Raw genomic sequence first — 12,668 nt, forward strand, 5'->3', positions numbered from 1 at the left:
CCTGCGGACGCTCGTACCGAGACAAGGCCCTTACGCCGGGCCGTGGACACACTACCGCTTCCTATGCGCCGGAAGTCCAGTCATTCTTGGAAGAAAAGGTGAGATGATTTGGTGAGACTTCAGAGGCGTAAAACGCCCAAAAACGTTCGCTGGCTGTTTGTCAGAGATTAACTGCGTGAAGATAGCGCACGGTTGAACGCAAGTTCAATGTTTCGGCTCAACACTCATAGTCTGATACTATCGAGTATAAGGAGGCATTCGGGAGCATATGGAGGATGCCTTTAGATCAGAGGGCTCAGAAGAGTTGTAATCCAACAACTCGTTGTACTCCTCTACCTACACCCAAAACTCATATGCAAGGGTTTCATCAAACGCATCAAAAGTGTTCAATAGAATACCCTCTAACTGCACCATTTTCCATAATATATTAAAAATCCTATTTTTCACCCTCTCGAACATATAGGGTGTCGTGGGCCTTTAGATCGTTGAATTCATTGTGCAGGCTTGCCCAATATCCGAAAAAGTATATCGCTGCTATAGATGAGGAATTCACGAAGCCCGCTTGAATAAAGATGGAGACGTGGGATTTGGTCGTTAATCCGCTTCGAAGGCTGCCCAATGGTCAAACGCACAGGTAAGGTCACGCTTTGAAGAATAAGGAGACTCAGCCATCATCAGAAGCGCCTGAGAAATCAGGTGCAGAGGTTGCATCATCGAATGATGTTATAGAGAATGCTGACCCTCAACCGAGCCGGAAGAAGAGCTTTACCCTTAGATCTTTGCCGCCCCGAATAAAGGACGCTCTGTTACGGATTGTCCGAAGATTTTTCACACTTATCCTCTACCCCTTTATCGCTCTGGCGATCTTGCTTCGCGTTTTAGATGATAAAGTCTTATCTAGGGCGTCTATTGTAGGCGCGCTGATTGTTATCTTCCACTTTCTCACCGCGATATTTGATCCATTCCGTACTGATACGTATGGTGACCGGCAGGTCTCAGATTTTTTTGATGTGGTCTCGAGCCCTCTTTACGGCGGATGGGACCGCGTGGCTCAATCCGAAATCTTGGTAATCCTTATAACACCTGAAAATATGGAGACTCGGTTTGGCGGTGGCTTCTGGCCCCCATCCTATGATGCGCAGCTTGCTATCCTTGAGAAAATCGCGACCTATTCTCCGACAGCTATATTTCTCGACTTCTATTATTTCCGACCGCAGCAAGAAGCGGGCTCCAATGAGCTCGACCTTGAAGGCGAAGAAAACCTTTTAGATGCATTCGCAACATTGCAGGCCGAAGCACAAGGTCTCCAGTCAGTTCGGGACACGGTCAGCGTCGGTTCTGACATCGAAGCTTTTGCAAACGGCCTATCGCGTATTCGCTTTAGCGAGGATGGCGAAATCCCTATTTTCATAGGGCCGATCGGACGCCAAACACTACGTCCTGATATATTGCCTGCAGATGATGGGCTACAGCCCTTAAGGGACTATGCGCGTATCCGAACAACGCGACCACCCATGTCAGTCGGTATTAATGTGGATACAGAATCGGCGTTTATCTATCCTTCAAGCATACGCCACCAAAGCGGACTCGACCCCAACACAGAGTTAGATCAGGCCGCATTTGCCCTCTTTGACGTTTTCTGTGCTGACCGAGCGGGATCCAAAAATGTGCCCGCTTCTTGCAGTGAACGTGAAGAGATTATGGCGCGTTCATCAGGTATAGCCTTGCGGTGGGGATATGGCAGCCCTCTTCTTCCTCTCCCCGCGACTGACGAAGATAATGAAGCCGAGAAAAAGAAAGATGATGAAGAAGAAAAGAAAAAGGGCTGGGCTTACCTTATGACACAGTGTCAGACGGATGGAGGCGGCGACAGGATGGGTCATGCGCTTCGATTTGCCGTTCAGAATTTGACTTATGGCGTCAGTCGTCCGGGAGCAGGATCGTCGGCAAAATGCGCATACCACACCTTTATTGAGGCGGGGGATCTATTCTCAGGGCTTCCCGCTTCACAGTTGGATTCTCTTCTTAGGGACAAGATTGTTCTTGTCGGGGCGGACATTCCTTACCTCGCGGACAATTTTGATACGCCCGTTTATGGAAATGCACCAGGTATCTTCATTCATGCCATGGCGCTCGACAATCTTATTGAGATGGGGCTGTCAGCTGATGTTCCACCAGACAATGTCTTTTTCGCCATGGATGCGGATGACCTTATCAGCGGCCTTATCATGGCAATTGCTGTAATGGCTTTGATCTGGCAGAAAAAGCATAATCTTCAACATCCGTGGAAGCTGGCGCAGCCCTACCACATCCGATGGGCGAGTTATGCGGCCACTATTCTTGTCTTTGCCATCGGCAGCATGACGCTCATATCAATTTTGCGGAATTGGCCATTAGGCAACATTTTTGAGGTTGCGTTAAGTCTTTTGGGCATGATATTAATTTTAGAGATATTTGCCAAAGAACACGCTGAGCGTGTGGCGTAGATGTTTGAGTAGGGGCTAAACTATGAGGACGACACTGCGCTGGCTCGTGATGATTGCCGTCGCGGCCAATCTAATCGCGTCTCATCAGGTTTTTGCCGCACCACAATGTTCTGATGTCATTATTAAATCAAAAAACGGTCTGAAATCGCAGACCCTTGAACTTTACACGATTGTCGACGGTAAAGTTGTTAAGGCTCCTGGTAAATCGACCCTGAAAAGAGATGAAATTGCCTTTCCACTCAGGCTTCTCGATTGTGAAGATGGCCAGCATTACTTCTGGCAAAGACCAGAGGGGCCTGTTCTCGTTAAAAAAGCCAAGTTTGCGTGTGTCACCTCTGGAAGCGGGTCGGGTGGTCCGAGCCTTGGCGGTGTGCCCGGTTCCGGGACAGGCAATACAAGTTGCGGATAATCTCGCTCATGGGCCTGACTGAATGACATTCTGTCGGCAGGATCGGGATTAGGGATTGTGAAAGGGCGGCGCATGTCACATCTATCTATACGAGGCACGTTCAGTCACACGGTCCTCGCCTTGTTCGCGGTGTCGTCATACGCCGTTACAGCGGAAGCCAATCCGAAAATTCCAGAAGCCCGCGTCATGACGACCTATACAGTTCCGACCATTGATGAGAACGGTGAAGCCCTAGCAGCGGGTTCGGGTGTTGGCCGTCAATTCTCAATTGATGACCTTGCACGGCTTGACGCTACGACCAGAAATTATCCCAGCACTGTTCGCGATCTGGAACGAATTCTTTCGGAAATTCGACGGCGCAGTCCAGACCTCTCAGTGAACCCGAAGATCAAAATTAGTAACATTCCCAAGGCGTCTGCCTATGCGATCAATCAAGATCTTATCGTTGTCTCTGTGGGCCTTCTGCAAGCTCTGGCAGGGGAAGCGCCTCATGGTCAGATTCTCGACGAATATGAAGATTTGAAATTTGATCTCGACCCCGAAGAACAGACGAACGCGCTGGCATACATTCTTGCTCACGAATATGCGCACCTTCTCTATCGGCATCCTCAGGTCTACGCCAAGAAACAGAAAGACACCAAAATCTTCACTGACATGGTGGCGGCGGGATTTGCGGCTGTGCAGATCGCAAACCAAGTGAATGCAACCGTCGATGTCGGATTGTCGGACGAGATACAGGAAGCGAATGAGGCCTTGATGGTCGGCGCCGTGGCGTCCCCATGGGTCGAGGCTGAGCTTTACCGATTTGCTTATGCTCCCTTTACAAAAGAAGCTGAGCAATTGGCTGATTATATGGCCATAGATCTCTTATCAGATGTCAAAAATACGGATGCCGTTTTTCAAGCCCGTAAAGGCGCCCAACCTTTGAGAGGGCTCTACAAGGATTACGATGACTCTCTTGAAGGCAAGGTCAAAGCTTTAGGCAAAGAAGCGTCGAAATCTATGGAGGCTGCCTCTGAGCGCATACTCTCTGCTGCTCCTGCGACCCTCTTTAACGGCGGCAATATGGGAGGGCTTGTTAAAGATAATCTCAAACTTGCATTTCTGGACTTCGGGCTGAAACAGCTGATGGGGCGTCTCAATAAACAAAAAGTGCACCTCTACCATCGTTCCAGCAAACGTGTGGATGCCATCGATGAATATTATAGTATTTTCTACAAGGAAGCAGAGGAAACTGCCGATGCGGGCCTGATGGCGAGCTTTGCAAGCCTTATGGATAACTTTAGTCGTGAGAATACTCCCACGGCGGCCGCAGACCAAGCTATGTCCTTTCTTCTGCAAGGTGACCTAAAAGGTGCGAAAGAAGCGCTCGAAAGTGTGATCAGTGGGAACAAATATTCCAATACCGATTTCATAAGCGCATCGGGACATGTTGCTTATGCGGAAGGGAAATTCGAAGAAGCGGTAGGCCACTATAGTCGCGCCATTAGTAACGCCGATGTCGCGATGGATGTCTATTCAAAACTCGCGCATAGCTACGCCTTCCAAGATATGGAAGGGCCTGCACTCCAGACCCTCGACAAAGGGATGGAAGTCTTCGGGAAGGATGCTTTCATTATCGAGAAAATTCAGATGCTACTACGGTTCGACAAACCAGATGAAGCTCTCGCGTTGAATGGTCAGTGTCAGGCCTCTGAGAATAAATCCGTGCGGAAGGCATGCGAAAAAAGCATCGAACATTTGCTTGCCAAAGAGGATAATGGCCCTCTTGGACTTGGGAAAATTGTTGACCTCTAGAGATCCTTTCTAAATGCGGCGACGTGCTAAACTGAGCTGCATCATATTTCGCTCATCCAAGATCATGATGGCCTTAGTGTTTGCGCTCGGCAATTTTGAACTCAAGTTATTGGGTGGTTGCAGACATAACTTCCAACATAGGTAATGCCTTCAGTCATAAGGTTCATCAAAACTGCAATTCAAAATATGATTGCAAGGATACCTTGGACCGATTGAGTGCGAACGCGTCAGTGTCCTAAATTCGCCTCAAGTAGGACACTGAGCCAACGTCCGCTTTGGGGATGAAGCAACGATTTGCGAACTTCCTAAAGAGCCCAAAAACGGACGCTGGCAATGTTTGCGTAACAGTAACATTTGGAACTGTCTCGGTTTCTGAATACATCTGAGTATGATACCAAATCCACTTTGATTGAATCGAAATCGTCACCTAAAGCATTCGGTAGAAGGGGAGGTCATGGCTGCAATTGATTTTACATATCAATACGGATTTTTTTCCAAGGTTGCGGCAAATTCGAATGGTCGACCCGGTCTATCTTTGGCAACGTTTAGTGCGGACGCGACACAGCCTTATTTCTTTGATGGCCGCGCAAGAGCGCCCCGTGAACTGGGGATGATGATGTACACATTATCCGAGGTTGTGCGCACGCATTATTTCAAACCAATGCCAACTCTTCTAGACCCGGTTCTAACCAGTCACGAAGATTTATTGCGCCTGGAGGGTTTTTCCGGATGTTGCGGGGTTTATGCTCGAATTGATCTTCCAGCTGAAAGCTTTGACAGCACGCGACAAGGGCGTGGAACGACCAATGTTGATTTCAATCAACCTATGCGAAACGCATTGCTCCGTCTTCGAGATGGCGAAGATGTCGACTTCGCAGTCGGCAAAGACGAGGTCGCTCTGTCAAGGGGCGGAGACCGCGTCGTTGAGAAAAAAGTCAAATTGCCTCTTCGCTGGATCAAAAGTTTTTCTGAGGTCCAATCATATCAGAAACGTTTGAAACTAAAATTCGAAGTTCCGGCAGCAGAGGCTTTGAGGTTCTCCAGAAGTCTGCCGAAATCGTCTGGCCCGAAACAAGTAAGTTATGCTGTTCAAACAGGACGTAACCTACGCCTTTCTATGAGGCCTCAAAGAGGAGCCGTGAAGTTTACAGGCACTCACCGTGTTAAAGCGATAGAGTCGCTTTTACCACTAGCGCAAAAACTACGCGTCTGGGCGTCTAAGGATGAGGGAACGAGCGCTTGGGAAGTTGTTCTGTCTAGCGGCTCCTTCTTGTTGGTATTGTCTCCGGAGGTACATCGCGGGTTTTCCGGAGAAGGTCAGCTTTTGGAAGAATTGGCTCGTGCACCGGAAGAATCGGTGATTGCGCAAATTCGCGCGCAATTGGCGTGGGGCGCGCACATATCAACTGACGATGTTTCAAAGAAACTTGGAATGGAAACGCGGGTCGTTGAAGACGTAATAGCTGTTTTGTCGACTCGAGGTTTGGCTGGCTACGACGCAATCTCCGAAAATTATTTTCACCGGGAATTACCATTCGATCTGTCAAAGGTTGAAGCGATGCAGCCTCGTTTAAAAGGTGCTCGAAGGCTGGTTGATGAGAAAGGAGTCCAGATCAATGGTGGTGGCGTTTTTCTTGTACGCGGCACAGGGACAATCCATCAGGTTAAGCTAGATGATGACGGCAAGGGACAATGTACCTGTCCATGGTATTCCAAACATCAAGGCAATCGCGGGCCCTGCAAACATATATTGGCCGCCCAAATTACACAAGAAACTGACGCGTGACTCCAGAGGAGCTAGAACTGCTTGTCGTTGGAAAGGACTCTTTCGAACACTTTCGGAAGGCTTTCTCTGATCTTTCAGATGCAGAGCGCCGGAACCTCTCAAAGACTGCGCAGAAGCTATTTCGAGATATTCACCGATCGTCGAATGCTTGGGATTTTGAAGCGGCTAAAGGGGCTTCGGATCGACTGAATAAACTGCTAAAGAAAGCTCATAACGAAAGCGTTAAAAAGACGGCGACCGGGCATATATTCACTCGCCCCGATTGGGTGGATTCTCTACAAAAGCGTGCAACATTGGCGCTTGTAGCGGTTGCGCCGATTTCCGCTTTGAAGTCGGATACCGTTTGGTTTCGTTCAATTGAAGATCAAGTATTCCAAATAGTACAGGATAGGAAACCTGATTGGCTGGGCGAATGGATAGAACATCTTATTGCCGCAGAATGGCCGCGTGTGTCATTCCCATTCGTCGTAAAACTGATAGAAAACGATCTGATCCCGAAGCCAGAAACAGACAACTATATTTCTAGCTATGCAAATTGGCTTATGCGCACGACGAACGGCAGAAATGATAAACGCCGTGTTCCACCAATCAGTCAACAACTCAAATCATCACCCTTACTCATGGAGGATGTTTATCGTGTGTTTGCCGTAGAAAGTAACGCGTTCAATACAAACGGTTGGTTAAGAAAGGGTGCTGAATTAGACTATGAAACTTGGACGGAAGCTCTGTTGAAAATGGTCGAAGACGGAACTTTGGATCGAAAACGAGTCTTAGAGGAATCACTTGCAGCTCTAACGGCAGATTTAAAGTCCAATCAACTCTCAGGAATAACGAAGTTTCACAAACAGCTCAGAGCTTCCCCTGCAGAGTTAAAGGCGAATGAGGAAAACTATAGAGAGCTATTTGCAAGCCCTTTTGGACCAGTCGCAAGGTTTGGACTTGATCAGCTGGCGGTGCTTTACAAAGCCAAGAATTTGGACATGGGTCTATTTCTGAATGATCTTCCAACGCTGTTTTCACTACCCGTAAAAAGTCATCCAGTGGCGGCGATTAAGCTGTTGGGGCGAATGGCAAAATCTGACCCTAAGTTCATCGAAGATATATTTGGAGCATTACTGCCAGCCCTGAATCATGAAAATGTAGATGTTCAAACGATTGCCATTGAGATGTTTGAACTTCATTCCGAGAATCTCTCTCCCCAACTCCGAGAGGATATAGCTTCGAATAGTCAGTTTATTTCACCACATTTGACGAGTAGACTATCAAGCCTCTCTGGAAAGGATAATGCTGAAGCTGAAGCATTTGTTGAAGATTTGAACGATAGCTTGGAGGTGCTTAAAAATACCTCGGACTCTGATCGTGTGTCTTGGGGCTTAGATCTTTTGTCTGAAAAACCATTCACTTATCGACCTATCACCTCGGACATAATGCAGTTGCGCGTGCTTCATACGGTAGCTCCGATTGAACCCATTCAAACGCAAGACGAATTACTGTCAGCGATTGCCACATATATCGAAATGCCACTAGATAAGACTGAAGCCGAACGTATTGCGGATGGGATCGCGAGAATACCGCGGATCGAAGACGCTGATTTTCAGGCTCGAATTATCCCTTTAATGCATCGCTTAGGGATGAGTGAAGATGCGGAATATGAAGTCGCTCCTGGTGGACGGCAATTTGCAAATCTTGTCAAAACTTATCTCAGTTTGAAATTTAAAAGTAATATCGTTGATAGCGCGAGTGACTGGTATTCTGAGAGTCAAAGGCGGAAGCTAAGAGAGGTTGCGCCTATGCAGACTCATTTCAGATTGCTGACAAGTTTAATCGCAAAGGGAAGCACACCAGGAAGGCTTTGTGCACCTACGCATGAAAATGGTTGGATTTGCCCGCTTACATGGGTCGATCGGCTATCCGTCGTCCAAAACAGGCATGACATAGATGATATTGATCTAAGTTTTTCATTACTGCGTTTGGCACCAGATAACCGGCTAGAAGCTGCTGCAAAAACTCTAATGTTATCTGGCCGCTTTAGAGACCTTGCTGCTTTTGTGTTGGGCGCGGATGAGACGCCTAATATTTCTCGCAGTTTGAAAATAGAAGTTTGGATGAGCGCCGCCCGAGCAAGAAACCCTTTAAAGGATTGGTCTGAGGCGTTTGCCCATCTGAACCTTTCAAGCAATGTAGCTGGCTCAATTTCCCCAAGAAGCCTTGGCTGGAAAACTGAAAATGCAAAAATTTATGAAGATCGAATAGTCTTTGAGAACACAATTTTAGAACCACCCAAGAAAAGACTATTCAAAAGAGTGGTTTCAGTGAATGAGAAGAGGCTTCCAACCGGAATGTTGGGCCAACATCCCATAAGGAAGCGGTATCACTACGAAGATGTGACAGCGGAAGAGCGGCAGTGGCGCGCAACACTATTCCCACTATACCCAGCCATGTCCTATCGTTCAGCGATTAGGGGAATGATTTCACGTATTGATACGAAGTCGAATAGTTTTGAACCTGTGCATGGAGCCATGAATGCCTTGTTCCAAAAAAATAGGCCATGGAGTGAAATGGCATATCTGGTTTTGTGCCTCGCCCTTTTCGGTAGAGATGCGGATGCGCAACGGCTTTCGATTGATGCGTTGGTTGAAGGAATTGATAGCGGGCAACTCGACCCAGAGAGGTTTGTTTCTACACTTGAGCGCTTGTCTCGCACCGATTGGGTTAAGTTGAATCGTCCTGGACCAGCCATGCTTCAGGTCGCCCAAGTTTCGCCATTACATGCTTATATCATCGCGGATGTCCTTTCGAAATGGCTACCAAAACTAGAAACCAAACGTCGTGCATTAGGCGATCTGCTTGACGTATCTCTGCAATCTATGGCGTTGGCGAATAGTGGGGTCAGGCCCGTATTTCGAGTATATCTTGAGAGTTTTAATGGAAGTTCGAAAGCCGCCAAGGTTGCGAAATCAATTTTGAAATTACCAGATGTTTCGACCGAAGACCGTTCAGATCTTCGCTCCATGGCCATTAGATCTAGGCTGCGATACGTCTATAGCATGTAATAAAGAGGATTTCTTGACACCTATTTGGCTCGGTTCACAGAAAGCAAAGAAGCGGGTTTAGACGTCAAAGCCTCAGCATGCCAACTAAGCTTAGCTTTTGGCCCAAAGCAGTCTAAAATCGAGCGTTTTAAACTCGCATCATTCCGGAAGCTGACGCAGTGTCCGTTCTCGCTGTCTTGAATACCTCGATGGCAAGATGGCGATGGGGGGGCGGAGCAGAAAGCAATTCCAAATTAGGCCGTTGACCGAGTAGCGTTGTCACACCTCAGGGTTTTGTTTTTTATAAGACCGATCGAGAAGGCGCAAAACTGTCAGACTAAGGAGTACTACGAGCAAGTACCAAAGCAGGTTTGTCGTGGCGCTCAGATATATTGTAGCAAGAACGCAAAGTGAAATGACAACATGGACGGTCCTGAGAGTATAATAGGTTCGAGGCGTCATCAGAAACTCCCGCTGGCTAACTCGCGTTTGTACTTTCCCATCCGAAACAGACCTGAAGCCGTCAAGGGAGAGGTCTACAAATACCCAGCATTCAAATACAATCCAGAGTCCGAAATCTTCCCAAAAGCGCTTTTCTCGAGTAGAAGAGTAAAATGTTGCAAATCACGCAAGATGAATTTTGCGGTCTTCTTCTGACAGCCATTCATAATGAGACACCAGCAGAGGACATAGTATTGCTCAAAAATGAGGAAGCTTTGCTGCTCCATGACCTTCAACTGGATGCTGGTCTCTTCGAATATATCATGCTGGATGTAATCGGATTGATAAAGGAAACAAAAGGCACTCATCCTCCCGTCATTCAAATAAAATCTGTGATGCCATTTTTACCAAATAAAATCGGACTATTTGATAGGTTTTTTAGTAGAGTTGAGAAGAAGTACTATCCGAAATTCAAACCGATCAGTGTAAAAGAAGCTGCAGCCTTAATGTATCGAGATAGTTTCTAATCCTATGAAGGCATTCCCAGATATATCTCTGAAACTGAGCGTCCTTAAATCGCCTCAACTAAGACACTGGGCTAATGTCCGCTAAGGGGATATTGCCTATCCATCAAAAGTTTTTTGGTGTATGTGATAATCATTTATGGCCTCTCGAATGAAAAAGCGACGCTAAACGGTTCTTAGTTCATACTTTAAAAATGAGGTATTGTTGCAATCAATCTCGCCGACATATCTCGCTCCTAGACGATCAAACGCACTCAAGTTTTTTCGAGAAGGCGGCACTAAAAATTTGACGAGTTGAATACGATCATCCGCAAATGCAAACTCAATCACTCTTCTTGTAATTCGTGGGCCTAACCCAAAAATTTCTGGCCGCAAAACCAATCCAAAATCCCATTCACCTTCTTCTGATTGTAAGCCACCCCAACCAACATACTTACCGTTTAGTAATATTGCCCAATATCCAAGCCCATCTTTATGCCAGCATTCCTCTTTCGACGCGACAAAATCAGTAACCATATCCATCGTCCACTTCGAATTGAGAAGTGGCATGTGTTCCGCCACCCGTGGGTCAGTCATGTGATCAAGAATTTGAGACGCGTCGATCTCAGTTAATCTCACGAAAGTAATGTCATCATGCATTTAGTGTTCACCTTCCCATTTTGTTGAGCTTTATTGCCGAATGAAAGATTATAATAGCCCATGATCCACGTCTCAGTGTGTTACCAGCTAGGATCCGCTATGGGGATCTAGTTCAGATTTGAAATACTTCCGCGCCCGCGGTATAAACACATTCATTAGAGTTTACCCATGGATGACGAGAATATTGATAAATCCGTCTTAGCTCTATTATATTTAGGGCGACACAGTTTAAATCGAGAAGAGCATATTCGTAATTGGAAGGCGTCCGATTGGATGGTGATGGAGCGATTACATGCTAAAGGGTTCATTTCCGATCCCGTTGCTAAAGCGAAGTCTGTGGTGTAATCAAATGAAGGGTTAGAGAAGTCCAAACGGTTGTTTGAAGAATTACTTGCTAAATCTAAAGATCTCTGAAAATTTTAACCTTAGGTGTACGTAAGCGGATTTAGCTGCGCGATTTTAGGCACTCATTAGGGATAACTTCCCGTTGTGTAATCCAAGAGGAGCCAAGAGCAAATTATGAAACATTTCGGCCTTCTTGTATTACTTCTGAAAATCTCAAAAATATTACCAAGTCTCACGAAGGTTTAATTCCTGAACTCAATTTATTTTCTGCATCCAATTCCATCGTGTTTGATTCGATTGTTTAAAACTTCCAAACGCCCAGACTGGTAGTATTTAGAGATTGCTCGCTTTCACTAGCCAGACAGAGGCCTGCATATCAACGGTTCCGTCCGAATTGGATAATTGACTGAGGTTCTCGACTAAAGCTTCTTGAACTTGACCAAAATCTAACTCCTGTTCTTTCATAATTTTTGAAAGTAGTCCCATTTCCATCATGAAGGCTGCGGTCTCCCTCGCGTCTTCTCCTGGCAATCTTATATCACCTGTCCAGCCTGTAATCTCAATGTTTTTCCAGCCGGCATCCGTCAAAACTTCTGTCACGTATGACGGTTCTGAAAAGGCAAAGGGGCCTGGCGTCTTAGGCAAGGGCTGGCTGGGCATTTCTTTGAAAAGAGACATGGCAGCCTCTAATGGCGCTTTTGCCCATATATTGTTCAAAGGAGACTGCCAGCAAACAAACACTACACGACCGTCAGGTCTTACCTGCCGCCGGACATTCTCAAATGCTCCAACCGGATCCGAAAAGAACATGACGCCAAAACGAGAGATAACGACACTCCTCTTTTTCTCTAAGGAAATTTCTGACGCATCTGCCCGAGCGAATTGCACTTTATCTTCTAAAGCGGCTCGTTCCGAGGCTATATCCGTCAAAGGTTTGGAAATATCGACGCCGAGTACAGAATTTCCCAGAGGGGCCGCCATCAGGGAAAGTTCACCTGCCCCGCAACCAATATCGAGAACATCATCATTTGTAGATATCTCTGCTGCGGATAAAACTAGTTCAGCAAAAGGCAAAAGCATCGCGTCTAACTGATCTGCAAATGCAACCCAACGCTGACCGACCTCTCCATTCCAAAAGTCTGACTGTTCCTGATTATTCACTTTTACACTCCCTATTTTTTTTGCTCGTGCGACTCACAACCGTGGGGG

The 12,668-nt window shown here is 46.7% G+C and carries 9 protein-coding genes; 7 read left to right on the forward strand and 2 right to left on the reverse strand.

What is annotated here, in order from left to right:
• Positions 1–647 precede the first annotated feature (647 nt).
• The 6 genes from QQL54_RS10525 (at position 648) to QQL54_RS10550 (ending at position 10,478) form a co-directional block, all read left to right on the forward strand.
• Entirely contained in the window at positions 648–2,486 is a 1,839-nt protein-coding gene (locus QQL54_RS10525) for a CHASE2 domain-containing protein (protein WP_284390418.1), read from the forward strand.
• A 22-nt stretch (positions 2,487–2,508) separates the two neighbouring features.
• A complete protein-coding gene (locus QQL54_RS10530) occupies positions 2,509–2,895 on the forward strand; it encodes a hypothetical protein (RefSeq protein ID WP_284390420.1) in 387 nt (128 codons plus the stop codon).
• Positions 2,896–3,081: 186 nt separating this feature from the next.
• Complete coding sequence (locus tag QQL54_RS10535) at positions 3,082–4,692, forward strand: M48 family metalloprotease (RefSeq protein ID WP_284392485.1); 1,611 nt, start codon at positions 3,082–3,084, stop codon at positions 4,690–4,692.
• A 454-nt stretch (positions 4,693–5,146) separates the two neighbouring features.
• A complete protein-coding gene (locus tag QQL54_RS10540) occupies positions 5,147–6,478 on the forward strand; it encodes an SWIM zinc finger family protein (RefSeq protein ID WP_284390422.1) in 1,332 nt (443 codons plus the stop codon).
• Positions 6,475–9,531: a DUF6493 family protein gene (locus tag QQL54_RS10545; RefSeq protein ID WP_284390424.1), complete on the forward strand. Its 3,057-nt coding sequence runs from the start codon at positions 6,475–6,477 to the stop codon at positions 9,529–9,531. Before QQL54_RS10540 ends, QQL54_RS10545 begins: the two co-directional genes overlap by 4 nt.
• 593 nt (positions 9,532–10,124) lie before the next feature.
• On the forward strand, positions 10,125–10,478 hold the full coding sequence (locus QQL54_RS10550; RefSeq protein ID WP_284390426.1) for a hypothetical protein: 354 nt from the start codon (positions 10,125–10,127) through the stop codon (positions 10,476–10,478).
• Positions 10,479–10,640: 162 nt separating this feature from the next.
• Here the strand turns inward: QQL54_RS10550 and QQL54_RS10555 are convergent, their stop codons facing one another.
• Positions 10,641–11,114, reverse strand: a complete 474-nt coding sequence (locus QQL54_RS10555) for a GNAT family N-acetyltransferase (protein ID WP_284390428.1) — start codon at positions 11,112–11,114, stop codon at positions 10,641–10,643.
• Between the two features lie 168 nt (positions 11,115–11,282).
• On the opposite strand from QQL54_RS10555, the gene QQL54_RS15475 reads away from it, so the two are divergent.
• Positions 11,283–11,459 carry a DUF6429 family protein gene (locus tag QQL54_RS15475; protein ID WP_348520731.1) on the forward strand — a complete coding sequence of 59 codons (177 nt, stop codon included), beginning with the start codon at positions 11,283–11,285 and terminating at the stop codon, positions 11,457–11,459.
• A 333-nt stretch (positions 11,460–11,792) separates the two neighbouring features.
• Here QQL54_RS15475 and QQL54_RS10560 read toward each other — a convergent pair whose 3' ends face one another.
• Positions 11,793–12,620 (reverse strand): class I SAM-dependent methyltransferase, encoded by an 828-nt coding sequence (locus QQL54_RS10560; RefSeq protein ID WP_284390430.1) that lies wholly within the window; start codon positions 12,618–12,620, stop codon positions 11,793–11,795.
• Between the last annotated feature and the right edge of the window lie 48 nt (positions 12,621–12,668).

This window comes from Algimonas ampicilliniresistens (assembly GCF_030159955.1).
In the GTDB taxonomy this organism is placed as follows: Bacteria; Pseudomonadota; Alphaproteobacteria; order Caulobacterales; family Maricaulaceae; genus Litorimonas; species Litorimonas ampicilliniresistens.